Below are 14,398 nucleotides of genomic sequence, written 5' to 3'. Positions count from 1 at the left end.
GTTTTTGTTTTTTGTGTTGTGTTGGGGGGGGGGGGGGGTGTTTGTTTGTGGGGGGGGGGTTTTGGGGGGGGGGGGGGGGGGGGCCCGGGCCCCCCGCGCCCCCGATTGCCTAACGTGCAGGTCAGCGCACGTTCCCGCGTGGCTTGAGGGGGTGCCGGGGAGCTCCGGGGCGGGCAGGCGGTCGCCCGGGTAGCCCTGGACTTCGCCGAAGCGGTCGGCGGCGGCCTGCCACTCGTCGCGGGCCTGGACGATGCCCTCGTGGGTGCGGCCGATGAAGTTCCACCACATACCACGTGATCCGCGTTTCTTCCCAGGTCAGGGGCGTGGTGGACCATCCGCGGTCAGCAGAACGTCAGCATCGGACGGGATGGAGCGGCGATGCTCTGATCGGGGTCGCGGGGGATGCCGGTGCGTTCGCCTTCGAGGTAGCGGTGCAGGGCCTTTCTCGCGGCCTTCTTCTTGAGGTAGCCGCCGCGGCGGATGGTGTGGCGCTTGCCGTCGACGGCGGTGTGGCTGTCGACGGCGAAGGTCCAGGTGCCGTGGTGGGGGTCGGCGACGAGGAGGGGGCAGCGGGCGCCGAGCTGTTTGCGGTGCTGGTCGCGGCAGCCGCGGCGGCGGTAGACGCGGCCGCGCTTGGCGGAGGAGCGCATGATGATCACTTCACGCAGAGTCGTGGTCGGGCTGGCCCTTCCAGTCTCGTCCCGTGCGGGCGCACTGCGGCTGCCGACGGGACCACCGTGCGACCACCAGAGGCTTTCAGGGCCTCTGGCCTGGTGTGATCCCTTGACCTGCGCCAGATTGCCTGCGGCTTCCTTGAGCGGCTCGCAGCCTTGTGGATCATGTCCGGAGCCCTGGCGTCCGGACGTGTCGTCGCTGATGGCGACCGGACGGATGCTCTCGGGTGCGGGACGGTCCGGGGCGCGACGCCGACTGCGGTGCGGCCGGAGGTCGGCTGCGAGTGGTTCTGGGATGCTCTGATTCTATCGAATTCCTCCGGATATCGGCAGGGAATGGAGCTCTCATTCCCCGCCCGCGGGGCCGCTCGGGCCGTTTCGGGGGAGGCGGAATTGCGGCCGCTTTTCGGTGATGCGGAATTCCCGGACCTGATTGAACGCCAGACGTGCATGCTGGGGCGGTTACGCTGAGTAGTATCGGCCGGGGTTCGATCGAGGGCGGGTGTCGACGGCCTGGGGCGGACGTACGGTTGCCGACAGGTCGACGGCTGTCACGCGGAGCTGCCGACAGGCCCGGTGGCCAGAGCCCTCCGCTGTCACCCTGGGTGATTGTCGAGGGGATGCGTCGTGTCTCCGGGCAGGCGGTCGCCGGTCAGGTGAGCCGGTCGCGGTGGCGGGTCGCGGTTTCGCGGACGAGGTGGGCGAAGCGTTCGCGGCTGCGGTCCTGGTGCCGCTCGGCCGGTTCGTCGTCCCCGTCCTCCGCCTCGTCGGCATCGGCGTCCTCGTCGTCCAGTTCGTCGTACTCCTCGTGGAGGAGCTGGCAGGCGTGGATGCCGGTGAGGAGGTCTTCGAGTTGTTCGCGCAGGCCCGCGGGGTCGGGGAGGAGGCCGTCGGCGATGTGGAGGGCGTGGCGTACGAGGCCGGTGACCGCGTCGTAGGGGGAGATGCCTGCTTCGAGGAGTTCGAGGACGAGGGTGGGGGTTTCGTGGGGGAGGGCTTCGATGTCGTCGGCTTCGAGCAGCAGGGTGGTGGGGGAGCGGCCGGTGGTTTCGGCGGTGACCTCGGCGGCGGCCGCGAGCCAGTGGGCGGCGGCGACGGCGGCGGCGGTGGGGTCGATCTCGGTGAGGAGGGCCGCGGGGCCGAAGGGGTTCTGTTCGAGGAGGCGGTCGGCGGCGGCGACCTGGACGGGGGAGGCGCCTTCGCGGCTGAGGAGGACGGCCTGGCGGGCGCGGCCGGTGAGGTCGCCGAGTTCGGCGTTCTCCACGGCGGCAAGTTCGGTGGCGGTTTCGGCGAGGACGGCGTCGGTGAGCTTCTGGTCGTCGAGGGTGTGGAGGGCGCGGCCGGCGCGGTGGGCGGATTCGACGAGGGGGCTGTAGGAGACGTCGAGCATGCCGTCCTGGGGGAGGTTGGGCCGGGCGATGGCGTCGGGGACCTCGTCGAAGGAGTTGCGTTCCTCCGAGCGGCGCCAGCCCTCGCTGTTGGGCTCGATGGAGGAGGCGGCACTGGCGGGGTGGGTGTAGGTGCGCCACGCGGCCTCGGACAGATGAGTGAGGGCGCGGGCAAGGCCCAGGAGAGTGGAGAGTTGGGCGTTGGCGGGGAGGGCGACGATGCGGGTGGCGAGATCACCCTCGCCTGTTCCCGAGGTCGCGATCAGCTCGTGCCGTTCGGGGTCGACGCTGTAACGGGTCATGAAGCACTGCCTCCGGTTCTGCTGGCCCATTGCCCGGCCGCGGGGACATTCTGACGTACCGGCGGATGCGGTGGTCCCGGTGAGGCCGGAGGCCGGAGCAAGAGGCGTTGGTCAGGACCGGGGTTGGCGGAGGTCGTGGTGGGGACGTTCGTCCCGCCACGGGGCTGTCCGCCGTCACCTCGGTGCTCCCGGGGGCATGGTGGTCACTGGTCCAGTCCGTAGTAGAGGGCGAAGTAGTCCGCGACCTGCTCGGCGTGGTCGAGCAGTGTCGGTGCGGGACACCCCGCACCTCTCCTTCGGCCTGGGAACCCACTTCTGCCTGGGCGCACCGCTCACCCGCCTGGAGGCCCGACTCGGGCTCGACGCCCTGCTCCGGCGCCGGCCCACCCTGGTGGAACAGTCGGTTACCCACGTGCAGTTGGCCTTCACCTGCAGCGTGCAGCATCTGCGCGTGCGCCCGGGGGATCCACAGCACTGAGAGCCTGTCGGGTGGCCGGTTGATTACGCTGCGATGAGGTTCTCGACGGTGTTGGCTTGGGCGGTCTTGCGGTGGGATTCATGGCTCCACCGCGATGGTTGCCCGGCGAGCCGGACGAGCATCAGGCGGATCATCGCCACCTTGATCAGGGCCTCGGAGGTCGCGGTCAGCCGTTCGTAGTCGCGGGCCAGCCGACGGTTTCGGGCCGGCCGGCCGAAACTTCGCTCCACCACCCAGCGGCGGGGCAGGACCTTGAAGCCCTTGACGTCGTCGGTCCGCTTCACGATCTCCACGACGATGTCCAACGCGTCGTGAGCCCATGAAAGCAGCGTGGAATCAACGGAGTTGGCGTATCCGCCGTCGGCCCACACCAGACTGATCGTGCGGAAGCCGGAGGCGAGCCGGGCCAGGACGATTCGGCCTCCGGCCCGGTCCTGCACGGACGCGGAGGTGACGGCGACGACCAGCAGCAGGCCCATCGTGTCAACGATCACGTGTCTCTTCCGCCCTGTCGTCCGCTCCGGCTGTGGTGAGGGCCTGCGCGGCGACCTGACCTCCGAAGATGCGCATCGCCGCCCTCGGCCGGAAGAGTCCGGTCTGATGGTTCGGTCACCTGCCCATGCTGGCAGAAGGCGGGCGGGCGTCGTGTGATCTGGATTACGGAGAGCGGAGGAACAGGTTACAGAAATCGGATCTGTCGGTATCACGTCCTATCGTCCTGGCTATGACGCAAGCCGTACAGACGTACGCCTATCTCCGCTCCTCCGCCGTGCATGAGAGCAGCGCCGGGCGCAGCCTCGCCCTGGAGACCTCGGGCAGCGCCATACCCGCCGGCCTGGTGGCCAACCCGCAGCTCTTCCGCGGGTTCCTCACCGCACCCGCGCCCGCCGCCGCAGCACTGCTCGCGGTCGCCGACGTGGCCGCCGCCCGGTACTACCAGCCGCAACTGCGGGCCTCGCTCGATCCGGTGGTGACGGCCAACGGCGACCGGCTGCGCTTCGAGTCCTTCTCCGGCTGCTGCGGCGTCTACGCCCGCCTCGACGTGCTCGCCGAGGGGCTGGACGGCGATGAGATCGGCCACGGCACCACCAACGTCGACGTCAACAACCCACTCCGCGAGGCCCTCGGCCGGATCGGCGCCGCCGACCCGCTGCACCTGGCGGTCGGCCCGGACGCGCTCGAGGTGACCACCTTCGACGGCCCGCTGGTGGAGAAGAAGGTCCCGTTGCCGGACCGCTGGCTGCGCGGCTTCGCCGAGACTCAGGTGCTCGCCACCGGCTTCGACCTGCGCGCCGAGGTACCGGCGGCCGAAGCCGTCCGCTTCCTGCGCTCGCTCCCGCGCGGCAACGGCCGCTCCGTGCAGCAGTGGGTGGTGCCCGCAGGCCGTACGCTGCGACCGACCAGCAGGCCCGTCCCCGGCGCGGTCTGCCTGCCCGGCCCCGAGCGGCTGGTGGCGTTACAGCGGGTGCTGCGGCACGCGCTCGCCCTGCGGGTGTACGGGCCACCTGGCGGTCCGTCGGCCATGGCCGCCGCCTGGGAGGTGGTGCTGCCCGGCATGCGGCTGACGCTCACTCTGTCGCCGGACGCCTCGCGCGGCTTCTCGGGCGAGGGCGGCGTGCTGGAGGCGCTCGCGGGAGCGGACGCGGCGGCAGACGCCGAGCTGGTGTCGGTGCTGCTCGCCTGGGAGCCCCGGGTCGACCCGGCCGAACTCGCCGAGCAGGCCGGGCTGAGCGTCGAGCGGGTCCGCGCGGCGCTCACCCGGCTCGGCACGTCCGGGCAGATCGGCTACGACACGGCCGAAGCCGCGTACTTCCACCGGCAGCTGCCGTACGACTCCGGCCGCGCCGAGGCGCAGAACCCGCGCCTGAAGGCAGCGCACGCCCTGGTCGCGGCCGGTGCGGTGGCCCTGGAGGAGGGTGGCGGCGCGCTGGTGACGGTGGACGACCACGTCCAGCGGGTGCGGCGGGCAGCGGACGGGAAGCTGAGCTGCACCTGCCTGTGGTGGGCCAAGTACCGGGGCGGGCGCGGGCCGTGCAAGCATGCGCTGGCCGTGGGCCTGGCGCGGGACGAGAACGCGGACGGGAACCGGGAGGGGGCGCGATGAACCTGATCGAGCTGGTACGGGCGGAGGACATCGACGGGATCGTCCGGGAGCTGGTCGGGCTGACGCCGGATCAGCGGCGCGCTTTCCTGCCGGAGTTGAAGGTGATCCGCAACGAGATCCGCGACGCCGAGTGGCCAGCGCCCGATGGCAAGCCGGTGCTGATCGCCGGGCTGGGGTGCCACACCTCGTCCTCGGGTGCGGCGGACTGGATCGGCGGCCCCGGCCTGGGCTGGAGCGAGGTCTCGCGCCACCCCGCCCTGCTGGCCGTCATGGAGAGCCAGCCGCTGGAGTGGCAGCACGACGTCGTCGCCCGGCTCGCCGAGCGGCGGCCCGGGCGCTGGTGGGGGGAGTACCGGCTGCTGGAGCACCTTGTGCGCACGACCGGGTGTCCGGTGCCGACCTCGGACCAGTTCGTCCTGAGCTGGGTGCACGAGCGGTCGGCCAAGCACTGCGACCTACCCGCCCACCTGACCGGCAGGATGCCCGGTGACAACCTGTGGGACCGGCTGTCCGGTGACTCCTTCGTCCCGCTGCTGGTGCCTCGGCTGTTCGAGATCGCCGACATCGGGACCAGCCTCGATCGCTCCTGGTACGTGACCGAGCCCGGCGGCGGGTGGCCGGTCTGCCTGGCGCGGCTGACCGAGCAGGGCGTCCTGGATCGCGCCGAGATGCTCGACGGCTGCCTGGCCCGCCTGGTGCGTGGAGGCAGGGTGGGCGATCAGCGGGTCTTCCTGAAGGTGCTTCAGGCACTCGCGCCGTCCACGGACGAGAACGCGGCCCGCGTCAGGAGCTATCTCGCGCTGCTCGACGCCGTGTCCACCGTCGCGGTCCATGCCCAACAGGTGCTCGGCGAGCTGGACGACGCCGGGCTGCTGGCGGCCGACCTGCTCGTCGAAGCGTCCGGGACGGTGCTGTTCCGGACCGAGAAGAAACTAGTCCGCACCCAGTTGGTCCGGCTGGACAAGGCCGCCGGCCGTGACCCGGCGTTGGCCGGACAGGTGGTGTTGGCGGCCTCGGAGGCCTTCGGGCACCCCGATCCGGAGGTGCAGGAGCACACGCTCAAGCTGATCGCCCGTCATCTGGCGGCGGCGGGCGAAGGGGTGCTGCCACGGCTGCGGGAGGCCGCCGAAGCGCTCCACCCGGCACACACGGCGTCGGCCGGTGAGCTGCTCGGAGCCCAGTTGCCCAGTGGCACGTACGAGGAACTGCTGCCGCCCGTACCGCAACCCGCGCCGGTCCCCGGACCGCTGGGCAGCCCGGCCGAAGTGGCCGAGGAGCTCAGCGCGATCCTCCTGGGCGACCCGGACGTGGTCGCCTTCGAACGGGCCCTGGACGGGCTGGTACGGCAGGCCCACCTGAGCCGGCCGGCGCTCACTGAGGCGCTGCTGCCGGTACTCGCGGGCCACAACCACGCCCGACGCGACTGGGAGGACTGCACCGCCCGCGACCTCCTCTACGTCGCCAGGGCGGCGACCTCCGGGTACGCGCCGACCGGTGCCCTGCGCAGTCGCGACCACACCTCGCCGTTCGGCCACCAGCTCGCGGGCCGCCTGGAGGAGGCGGCTCGGCTGATCATCGCCCGCCGGACCCCGTATCTGCTGGCCACGCCGACCTCGGGCACGGGCGCGCTGGACGCGGCCGTCCTGGTGGAGCGGCTGGCCGGGTACGAGGCGGTGGACGCCAAGGACGGGGATGCCGATCTCTCGCAGGCGCTGCTCCGTGTCGTGCCGACCGACGACCCCGACGTCCTGGCCGCCGCCGAGCACCTCACCTCCACTGCCGGGCAGCGGACGGCACGCTGGCTCAAGGCCGGGGGCCTGCCGACCCGACTGTCCGGGCCCGGCTATCTCGGGACGGCAGCGGAGCCCGGACTCGCGCCGTGGGAGGTGATCCGGCGGCTGGATGCCGTGTCGCAGCAGGTCGAACAGTCCCTGGCTGTTCCCGACGAGCCTCTCGCGGCCGACTGCCGGTGGCTGCTTCAGCCGCAGGCCCCTGCTGCTCGGACGTACGTGAGCCGCTCGCCCGAGTCGGCCCACTGGCTCTCGGTGTTCCCCAACCACCGGGAGCTGCTGGCCGCGAAGATGCTGACCTGGTCCGGTGGCGTCGCCAACCCGGAGGTCAAGGGGTGCACGCGGTTGCTGCCACACCTCGCCGAGGCGGCCGGACCCGCCGGGCCGGCCGTGCATCTCGCGGTTGGGTACGGGCTGGGTGCCCGGCTTCCCGAGGACCGGCTGGCCGCCGTGGACGGCCTGCTGGTGCTCGCGGCCCGGGGCGATCTGGACGGCGCGCTGCTCGGGGGAATGCTGGCCGACATGGCGTCATGCGGGTTGGCCGAGCCCGCCCGGCTCGCCAAGTCCTTCCGTACGGCAGCCGACACCGGGGCGTACGGGACGGTGTGGTCGGTATTGGCGGGGGCGTTGCCCGGCCTGCTCTCGCGTACGTCGGCGCGGGGGCTCGGCGAGTTGCTGGGGGTGGCAGTGGACTGCGCGCAGCGCAGCGGAGCGCGGGGCGCGATCGCGAAGGTCTCGGAGGCCGCCGGGCGTGGCGGGGCGAATCAGGTGGTGAAGCAGGCGAAGGCGCTGCGGGAGGTGCTCGCGACGGGTGACTGAGAGCCTGTCGGTTGGCTGAATCACGCGTGATGCGTGGCGGTCGGGGTCTGCCGTCCGGGCATGGTGACGGCCCCGGAATGATCACGTGGTGTGTGCCAGTGTGACAACTCCGAGGCCGTCAGCGGCCCGTGTTATCCGTCCTGGCCCGGCTCGCCTCCGGCTTCCGCACGATCAGTCTGGTGTGGGCCGACGGCGGATACTGCGGCGGCGTGTCCTCGTCGGCGCCTGGTGTCCGTCGCCTGCGGGGGAGTGGCGCCCCTCGTTCAGCAGATCCCGGCTGAAGTACCAGCACACCTTGGCGTCGGAGCCGGTGCAGCCGCACGGGGTCAGCGGGAACGCCAGGCATGCCGCGTACGGAAGGGCCCCGTCGAAGCGGAGCTCCGCTTCGACGGGGACGTCGGGCAGAGGGCTGTCGGGCCGCCGCTGGTCCGCGCCGAGAGCACTCGACCGGCACACGGATCGCATCCCGTGGGTGTGCGGTGGCATGCTCGGATGATTGACCTCGTATACGGAGGGAGTTTGCTGATGATCGTGCCGTCCGCGCTGGAGCGGCGTCCGGGCGGGGCGCGGTGAGGGGCCGGGTGATCGGGGCTGTCGGCGAACCGGGCGCGTGGGAGCGGTTGCTGGTGGTGCTCGTCGACGGTCGGTGCCTGGTGACCGGGGAGCTTTCCGAGCAGGAACGGGCAGAGCTACGGGCGCCGGTCGCCGGTCGGCTTCGGGAGCCACATCCGGGGGCGCGGTCGGTGGTGCGCTGGCTGCATCCGGTGCTGGCCGTCGTCGTCGAGCTGGAGGCCGGGCAAGTGTGCCGTATCGCGTTGCCCGCAGACTGCTGACCCGAGCAATTCACCGGGGGGCCTGCGGGTGCGCTGCGGCGTGCCGTGGCGGCGCGAATACCGTCGGTCAGAGTGGGGCGGCAGGAGGACGTGCCGGGGCACGGCTGAGCCCCCACGATGCCGGGGCCGACGGTGAGGCGGGCCAGACCGTCGACGTCGGTGAGTGAGCGGCGGTGGGCGAACACCGCCCGTTGCCGGTCAGCGCTTGTGCCGCAGAGTAGCCGGCGGAGGAGGAGGCGGCGGTTCGGCCGCCCACGCGGGCGGCGACGCGCCGGCGGGGCCGTCGGTGTGAGGGGTGCGGTAATCGGGGCAGGCGCGGGTCATGGTGAGAATCGGATACACGATGATGACCGAGCAGCGTGGCCCGAGTGATCTGGTCGCGGACGTCGTCCGTGCCGAGCGGGCGGGCTTCGACTTCTCGGTGATCTCGGACCACTACTTCCCCTGGTTGGACGAGCAGGGCCATGCGCCCTATGCGTGGGCGGTGCTCGGCGCCGCCGCGCAGGCGACCTCTCGGATCCCGCTGATGACCTACGTGACCTGCCCCACGTTCCGCTACCACCCCGTCGTGATCGCGCAGAAGGCCGCCACGCTGCAGTTGCTGTCCCAGGGCCGCTTCCGGCTCGGCCTGGGCAGCGGCGAGAACCTCAACGAGCACGTGGTCGGCCGGGGCTGGCCCGCGGTGCCGGTGCGCCAGGCGATGCTCGACGAGGCGGTGCAGATCATCCGAGCGCTGTTCGAGGGCGGGTACGTGAGCACACGAGGCCGGTACTTCGATGTCGAGGGAGCCCGGCTCTGGGACCTGCCCGACCGGCCGCCCCCGATCGGCGTGGCGGTGTCCGGGCCGGGCTCCTGCGCACTGGCGGGCCGGCTGGCCGACCTGGTGATCGCCGTGGAGCCCGACCGGGAACTCATCGCCGGGTTCGCGGAGCACGGCGGCGCCGGGAAACCGGCGGTGGGCCAGCTGCCGGTGTGCTGGGACCCCGACCGCGGCGCCGCCGTACGACGGGCCCACGAGCAGTTCCGCTGGTTCGGCGGCGGCTGGAGGGTCAACGCCGAACTGCCCGGCCCAGCCGGCTTCGCCGCAGCGAGCCGCCTCGTCCGCCCCGACGACGTCGCCGAGGCCATCCCGTGCGGCGACCGGGTCGAGGACTTCGTCGAGGCGGTACGGCCGTTCACCGACGCAGGATTCGGCGAGATCGCCCTCGTCCAGGTCGGCGGCGACAGCCAGCCCGCCTTCCTCGACTGGGCCCAGGCCACCCTGCTGCCGGCGCTGCGCGCGGCGTTCTGAACCCGGCCCGGTAGGCGGGCCACCTGCGGCCGGGGCGGTTCACCCGAACGCCCGGCATCCGGCAGGCGGGCCCTTGCCGGAGTACTGTCCGGTGTCCCGCCGGGCGGCGGGTGGCGGTGAGTCGTCGTAGGTTGCGGGCATGACCAGTGACGAGACGACGATCCCGGCCGTGGGGGTGCGCCCACTGGACGAGGTGTTCGACGCGATCGACACCGCCAACCGGCGTCCGCAGCCCTGGACGGGGTTCGATTACGGGGTTCTGGGGGCCTACCGGTGGGCCGCCGGTGCCCAGGTCGCGGCACCGGTCACCGCCGCCGCCGCGCTCGGGGCCACGGGGCCGTGCCGCGCGCAGCTACTGGCCGAGTGCCAGGCCGCCGCGGTCCGCCTGCGCGACGCGCTGGACGAACGCACGGACGCCGCGTACGCCTTGGGCGCCTACCAGGCGCTGGCCTGGTTGTGCGGCCACCATAAGGACCGCCCCTGACCGGTCACGGACGACCATTGCCCCACCGCGCCGCACGAGGCGACGGTCCGTGCGGCGAACCCACACCGGCGGCGTGGAGAGTGCCAGCGGCACCGCTCCGGGGCCCAGACGGGCCGCTGAAAGCACCGCCCGCAGGCGGGGGAGGACCCGTTGACGAAGAATGACGGTGCACCGGGCCGGGACGAGACGCCCCAGCAACGCGCCGACCGGCTCTGGAACGAGATGCTCCAGGAAGTCCGCGTGTGCCAGACCGGCGCACAGATCCTCTTCGGCTTCCTCATCGGCGTGGCCTTCACCCCACGCTTCGCCACCCTGCCCGACTTCGACAAGAACCTCTACGTCGCCACCGTCGTCCTCGGCGCCGTCGCCACCGGCGCCCTGATCGCACCCGTGGCCTTCCACCGCTTCCTCACCGGCCACGGCATGAAACCCGAACTCATCCACGTCGCCAGCCGCCTCATCGCCACCGGACTCACCACCCTGGCCCTGACCATCGCCGCCGCCCTGCTGCTCCTGCTGCGCACCGCCACCGGCAACCCGGCCGCCGCCTGGGGCCTCAGCGCCGCCTGCCTGCTCTGGTTCACCGCCACCTGGCTCGTCCTGCCCCAGGTCGTGCTGCGGCGCACAGCCGCCCGCCAGGCAGCAACGCGCGAGCATGGCGACACCGGCGGTGGTTACGGGCCCTCGCGATGACGCTTCCTGCAGCGCTGGTCCGGCTGGGGCCGCATCCGCTCGCCGCTGCCGGGATGGGACTGGCTCTTCTCGGTCGGGCAGCGGCGGCCCGGGAACCGCTCGGCCGGGTTCTGCGGGGTGTCCTGGTCGCTCATCACCACCGCGGTCCGCCTCGTCGGTAGACGCGTGGCACTGGCGTGGCTCGGCGCTGCCGGCCGCGCCTGCCGAGTCTGGCCGCCCAGGCCCCCGCCGCTGTGTGCATCGCGGGCCCAAGTGGTCGGCTCACCCGGCCGGCGGTATCAGGCCTGTGGGGCGCCCTCGACGGTCAGCCGCTCCACGAGCTGGCCCCGGTGCAGGGCGGCGACGGGTTCGAGGAGGTCGGGGTGGCGCAGCAGGGCGGCGGCCTGGGCGTCGTGGGTGCCGGGGTCGGTGAGGCGTCGCATGGCGCCTCGCCGAAACCGGCGCCCTGAAGTTCCTGTGGATCAGCGCCACCAACCCGGCCGTCTCCCCGCCCGACCTCACCCGGATCCGCGAAATCCTCGCCCGGCCCGGCCTGTTCACCGTGGTGCAGGACATCTTCCCCACCGAGACCACCGCGCTCGCCGACGTCGTGCTGCCGGCCGCGACCTGGGGCGAGAAGACGGGCACCTTCACCAACGCCGACCGCACCGTCCACCTCTCCGAACAGGCCGTCGACCCGCCCGGCCAGGCCAGGGCCGACCTCGACATCTTCCTCGACTTCGCCCGCCGCATGGACCTGCGCGACCGCACCGGCCGCCCGCCGATCACCTGGCACGACGCCCCGTCCGCGTTCGCCGCCTGGCAGCTGTGCAGCGCCGGCCGCCCGTGCGACTACACCGGCCTCAGCTACCAACTGCTGCGCGAACACGGCGGCACCCAGTGGCCGGCCACGCCCGTCCTGCCCTTTGGCACCCAGCGGCTGTACGCCGACGGCCGCTTCTGGGCCCACCCGGACGCCTGCGAGACCTACGGCCGCGACCTCAACACCGGCGAAGCCGCTACCGAAGCCGAGTACCGCGCCCCTCGACCACCACCACTGACCCCGCCCGGCTCCAGTTCCTCGCGGGGTCAGGGCGAGGGAGGGTGATAGGTGTCCGAGAAGGCTCAGGGCTTCGGCCACCCACTCCTGCTGGATGGTCTGCCGGTCGCCTTCCAGGCGCGGTGAGATGACCCGGGTGCCGTGCTGATCGGCGAGGGCGATGAATAATGCCAGTGCCAGCAGGCCACAGGTGAGGGATCCCGCCACCGCCACCGTGCTCCCGGCCGCCTGGAACGCCGCATGGGCTCACGTACCACCCGGCCAGGCCTGCCTCATCCACGAATACCGAGCCGCTCACAAGACCGTGCCCGAGCCGGCACCCGGCCCGGAGCCGGGGCGGTGCGCAAGCACGGCGGCGCTGACCACCGGATGCCAGCCGTTCAACGTGCGCGACTGTTCGGCTGCCCGTTCGGCAAGGCGGTCCAGCTCCACCCGGTCCAGGCGCTCATCGGTGTCAGCGATCGCGCGTAGCGCCCGCCACAGCGCGGCTTTGCCCTCGACGCCGGTGCGCAGCGTCTCCAACTCGATCAGGTCGCTGAGCGGCGCCCGGCGTACGACGGTCCCGTTGGGCTTGAGGCGGCCGAGACGCTCACCGGCGAGGCCGAGCCAGGTCCGGTAGCGCCGCACGGGCACGCCGAGCCGGGTCATGATCCTCACCAGAGCGTCACGGTCGTGCTCGATGTCGCGGGCCAGCCGCCGCAGGTCATGCGCGCGGGGGCTGCCGGGGTGAGTACGGGCCATGCGGTCAGCCAGCGCAGCGCCCCCGAAGGCGCCGGTCAGGTGGTCGTTCAGGTAGATGTGCAGGGGCTCGGCCAACGGTTGGGCGGACATCACGATTCCTCCCGGATCAAGGGCCGGACACCGGGATCGTCGAGCGCGCGGGCTCAGCGGGTCGAAGACGGTGCGGTCATTTCATCGTGCCGCGAGCTGCCGCCAGGCGCTCGCGCACGGACCGCACAGGCGGCGCGGGCTGCGCCCGGCGTTGACCGCGGTAGCCACGCGACAGCCCCCCGGTGCCGTGGTGAGCGGGCCCGCCCGGGTAGGCGCGGGCCGGTGGGGGCGACCGGGACCGGGACGGAAAGGAATCGCCATGTTGCTGTTGCTTGGACTCCTGTTGATGACGGCGTCCGGTGCCTTCGCCGGACGCTGATCGCGGACAACCTCTCCGGCGGGCCCGATTACCAGGTGACCGTGCTGGGCAACGACCTGGCGACGCTCGACAGCCTGGGCATCTTCCTGTCCGGTGTGTCCCTCGCCCTGGTCTTCTGCCTGGGCCTGGCCCTGATGACCCGGCGAACCCGGCGCCCCGTCCGGCCGGGCGCGCACGGGGAAACCCGCCCAGCGCCCGCCCAGCCCCTTCCGCCCACCCGTGACGAGGCGACCGTGCCCGCGGGGGAACGTGCCGCCGAGCAGGGTGGCCGGGCCGTCGGCACACCGGATGAGCCCGCCCGGGGCGGTCGGATCCGCCACCTGTTCGGCCACCAGGGGCCGCGAAGCCCACAGACTCTGACTGCACGACGACCACCGGCACCCCCGCAGCGGACGAGGAAGGCGCGACCGCACGACCGGCTCACGGCTGTCCTCCGTGCGGCCGTCCCCCGACGAGCCGCGGGCGCGGCTGCTGTTCGCCGGCCGCGGGACCTGCCGGGAGGTGCGGCGACGATGACGGCGCCGGCCGGCCCCCGCCTGTTCTCCCGGGTGGTCCTCGCGCCGCTGCTGGTGTCCAACGCCGTCTCCTACAGCACCGTCGGGACGGGTGCCGGCCGTCCGGTCCTGGCTGATCGGCGTCGGCTCCACCGTCTACGGCGGCGCGCTGGTCGGGAACGCCGTGGTCCGTAGGACCGATCAGGCCGGATGGCCCGGCTCGATGTCTGCCACGTCCCGGGAAGACAACACCGGGGCCGCCCCCGGCGGGGTGTGGACCACGACCGGAGCGAGCAGCAGCCCGGTGTGGTCCCCCCAGCCGGCACGGTCCAGGATCCGGCCGACGAACCAGGCCGGTGCCTCGGCGAGGACCGGCGCGCCGTGCGGGCCCTGGTACCACGCGACCCGGGCGAACGTGTCGGTGTCGTCGCCGGTCCGGCCCCCGAACGGCTCTGCCAGCCGGTGGTCGGGCGGAAGCAGGTGGACGGCGAGAACCTCCACCGCCAGGGCGACGGCATGGGTGTGGTTCGCCTTCGACGCCCACACCACGAACCGCGCGGGACGGATCGAGCACTGTCCGGCGAACCCGACCAGGCAGCCGGCCGGCTCGCGCCCGGCGGCGGTCACCACGTACACGGGGTAGTCCAGCAGGGCGGCGAAGTCGTCGAAGTCGTTCTCGGCCGGTGCCCCACGTCCGGGCCCGTTCGACGGCCGCTCAGCGGTGCGGCCGTTCGAGTCTCCCCGCCGGTCGGTCGACTTCACCGGATCGGCCATGACGGGCCTCCTACGCTCGCCGTACGCGGGTCGCCCCGCGCGTACCCTCTTCTCCCGCGACCACACCGGGCCCTCGTCCTCGCGC

The 14,398-nt window shown here is 72.6% G+C and carries 15 protein-coding genes and 2 pseudogenes; 8 read left to right on the top strand and 9 right to left on the bottom strand.

Annotated elements, in window-relative coordinates; all coding sequences use genetic code 11:
* Window positions 1–121: 121 nt before the first annotated feature.
* The 3 genes and pseudogenes from ACWGKU_RS06280 to ACWGKU_RS06270 form a co-directional block, all read right to left on the bottom strand.
* Window positions 122–288: pseudogene (locus tag ACWGKU_RS06280) on the bottom strand (pirin family protein); the annotation flags it as partial.
* 53 nt (window positions 289–341) lie between these two features.
* Complete coding sequence (locus ACWGKU_RS06275; protein WP_452179752.1) at window positions 342–650, bottom strand: Arm DNA-binding domain-containing protein; 309 nt, start codon at window positions 648–650, stop codon at window positions 342–344.
* Between the two features lie 676 nt (window positions 651–1,326).
* The gene (locus tag ACWGKU_RS06270; protein ID WP_452179725.1) at window positions 1,327–2,364 is read right to left on the bottom strand and encodes a hypothetical protein; all 1,038 of its coding nucleotides are present in this window, start codon (window positions 2,362–2,364) and stop codon (window positions 1,327–1,329) included.
* 265 nt (window positions 2,365–2,629) lie between these two features.
* Between ACWGKU_RS06270 and ACWGKU_RS06265 the strand changes: the two genes are divergently transcribed.
* A complete protein-coding gene (locus tag ACWGKU_RS06265; protein ID WP_452179726.1) occupies window positions 2,630–2,842 on the top strand; it encodes a hypothetical protein in 213 nt (70 codons plus the stop codon).
* A gap of 23 nt (window positions 2,843–2,865) precedes the next feature.
* On the opposite strand, the gene ACWGKU_RS06260 is transcribed toward ACWGKU_RS06265, so the two are convergent.
* Window positions 2,866–3,321, bottom strand: a complete 456-nt coding sequence (locus ACWGKU_RS06260) for a transposase (protein ID WP_452191364.1) — start codon at window positions 3,319–3,321, stop codon at window positions 2,866–2,868.
* 245 nt (window positions 3,322–3,566) lie between these two features.
* Between ACWGKU_RS06260 and ACWGKU_RS06255 the strand changes: the two genes are divergently transcribed.
* On the top strand, window positions 3,567–4,946 hold the full coding sequence (locus ACWGKU_RS06255; RefSeq protein ID WP_452179728.1) for an SWIM zinc finger family protein: 1,380 nt from the start codon (window positions 3,567–3,569) through the stop codon (window positions 4,944–4,946).
* Window positions 4,943–7,555 (top strand): DUF6493 family protein, encoded by a 2,613-nt coding sequence (locus ACWGKU_RS06250; RefSeq protein WP_452179729.1) that lies wholly within the window; start codon window positions 4,943–4,945, stop codon window positions 7,553–7,555. Before ACWGKU_RS06255 ends, ACWGKU_RS06250 begins: the two co-directional genes overlap by 4 nt.
* A 171-nt stretch (window positions 7,556–7,726) precedes the next feature.
* Here the strand turns inward: ACWGKU_RS06250 and ACWGKU_RS06245 are convergent, their stop codons facing one another.
* Window positions 7,727–8,020: an SsgA family sporulation/cell division regulator gene (locus ACWGKU_RS06245; RefSeq protein WP_452191368.1), complete on the bottom strand. Its 294-nt coding sequence runs from the start codon at window positions 8,018–8,020 to the stop codon at window positions 7,727–7,729.
* Window positions 8,021–8,136: 116 nt separating this feature from the next.
* Here ACWGKU_RS06245 and ACWGKU_RS06240 point away from each other — a divergent pair, with 116 nt between their 5' ends.
* The 4 genes from ACWGKU_RS06240 (at window position 8,137) to ACWGKU_RS06225 (ending at window position 10,856) form a co-directional block, all read left to right on the top strand.
* The gene (locus ACWGKU_RS06240; RefSeq protein ID WP_452179731.1) at window positions 8,137–8,388 is read left to right on the top strand and encodes a hypothetical protein; all 252 of its coding nucleotides are present in this window, start codon (window positions 8,137–8,139) and stop codon (window positions 8,386–8,388) included.
* Between the two features lie 322 nt (window positions 8,389–8,710).
* Window positions 8,711–9,679 (top strand): LLM class F420-dependent oxidoreductase, encoded by a 969-nt coding sequence (locus tag ACWGKU_RS06235; RefSeq protein WP_452179732.1) that lies wholly within the window; start codon window positions 8,711–8,713, stop codon window positions 9,677–9,679.
* A 139-nt stretch (window positions 9,680–9,818) separates the two neighbouring features.
* Window positions 9,819–10,163 (top strand): hypothetical protein, encoded by a 345-nt coding sequence (locus ACWGKU_RS06230; RefSeq protein WP_452179733.1) that lies wholly within the window; start codon window positions 9,819–9,821, stop codon window positions 10,161–10,163.
* 150 nt (window positions 10,164–10,313) lie between these two features.
* The gene (locus tag ACWGKU_RS06225) at window positions 10,314–10,856 is read left to right on the top strand and encodes a DUF6328 family protein (RefSeq protein WP_452179734.1); all 543 of its coding nucleotides are present in this window, start codon (window positions 10,314–10,316) and stop codon (window positions 10,854–10,856) included.
* Here the strand turns inward: ACWGKU_RS06225 and ACWGKU_RS06220 are convergent.
* Entirely contained in the window at window positions 10,838–10,990 is a 153-nt protein-coding gene (locus ACWGKU_RS06220) for a hypothetical protein (RefSeq protein WP_401045483.1), read from the bottom strand. The two genes, ACWGKU_RS06225 and ACWGKU_RS06220, sit on opposite strands and share 19 nt — an antisense overlap.
* Before the next feature lie 144 nt (window positions 10,991–11,134).
* The gene (locus ACWGKU_RS06215) at window positions 11,135–11,278 is read right to left on the bottom strand and encodes a hypothetical protein (RefSeq protein ID WP_452179754.1); all 144 of its coding nucleotides are present in this window, start codon (window positions 11,276–11,278) and stop codon (window positions 11,135–11,137) included.
* On the opposite strand from ACWGKU_RS06215, the pseudogene ACWGKU_RS06210 reads away from it, so the two are divergent.
* Window positions 11,278–11,886, top strand: a pseudogene (locus ACWGKU_RS06210) (molybdopterin-dependent oxidoreductase); the annotation flags it as partial. The gene ACWGKU_RS06215 and the pseudogene ACWGKU_RS06210 overlap by 1 nt on opposite strands.
* Before the next feature lie 303 nt (window positions 11,887–12,189).
* Here the strand turns inward: ACWGKU_RS06210 and ACWGKU_RS06205 are convergent.
* Window positions 12,190–12,726, bottom strand: a complete 537-nt coding sequence (locus tag ACWGKU_RS06205; protein ID WP_452179735.1) for a hypothetical protein — start codon at window positions 12,724–12,726, stop codon at window positions 12,190–12,192.
* Window positions 12,727–13,740: 1,014 nt separating this feature from the next.
* Window positions 13,741–14,313, bottom strand: coding sequence for a flavin reductase family protein (locus ACWGKU_RS06200; RefSeq protein WP_401051780.1), 573 nt, complete (start codon window positions 14,311–14,313; stop codon window positions 13,741–13,743).
* Window positions 14,314–14,398 lie beyond the last annotated feature (85 nt).

This window comes from Kitasatospora sp. NPDC054768, assembly GCF_053612025.1.
The sequence above is the reverse complement of the archived record's forward strand: the minus strand, read 5'-3'. Positions and strand labels throughout refer to the sequence as shown.

Bases quoted from the DNA above. Each gene is read 5' to 3' on its own strand.
- ACWGKU_RS06215 (WP_452179754.1), bottom strand. From the start codon at position 11,278: ATGCGACGCCTCACCGACCCCGGCACCCACGACGCCCAGGCCGCCGCC.
- ACWGKU_RS06260 (WP_452191364.1), bottom strand. From the start codon at position 3,321: ATGGGCCTGCTGCTGGTCGTCGCCGTCACCTCCGCGTCCGTGCAGGAC.
- ACWGKU_RS06200 (WP_401051780.1), bottom strand. From the start codon at position 14,313: ATGGCCGATCCGGTGAAGTCGACCGACCGGCGGGGAGACTCGAACGGC.
- ACWGKU_RS06245 (WP_452191368.1), bottom strand. From the start codon at position 8,020: ATGCGATCCGTGTGCCGGTCGAGTGCTCTCGGCGCGGACCAGCGGCGG.
- ACWGKU_RS06250 (WP_452179729.1), top strand. From the start codon at position 4,943: ATGAACCTGATCGAGCTGGTACGGGCGGAGGACATCGACGGGATCGTC.
- ACWGKU_RS06255 (WP_452179728.1), top strand. From the start codon at position 3,567: ATGACGCAAGCCGTACAGACGTACGCCTATCTCCGCTCCTCCGCCGTG.
- ACWGKU_RS06205 (WP_452179735.1), bottom strand. From the start codon at position 12,726: ATGTCCGCCCAACCGTTGGCCGAGCCCCTGCACATCTACCTGAACGAC.
- ACWGKU_RS06235 (WP_452179732.1), top strand. From the start codon at position 8,711: ATGGTGAGAATCGGATACACGATGATGACCGAGCAGCGTGGCCCGAGT.
- ACWGKU_RS06275 (WP_452179752.1), bottom strand. From the start codon at position 650: ATGCGCTCCTCCGCCAAGCGCGGCCGCGTCTACCGCCGCCGCGGCTGC.
- ACWGKU_RS06270 (WP_452179725.1), bottom strand. From the start codon at position 2,364: ATGACCCGTTACAGCGTCGACCCCGAACGGCACGAGCTGATCGCGACC.
- ACWGKU_RS06230 (WP_452179733.1), top strand. From the start codon at position 9,819: ATGACCAGTGACGAGACGACGATCCCGGCCGTGGGGGTGCGCCCACTG.
- ACWGKU_RS06220 (WP_401045483.1), bottom strand. From the start codon at position 10,990: ATGAGCGACCAGGACACCCCGCAGAACCCGGCCGAGCGGTTCCCGGGC.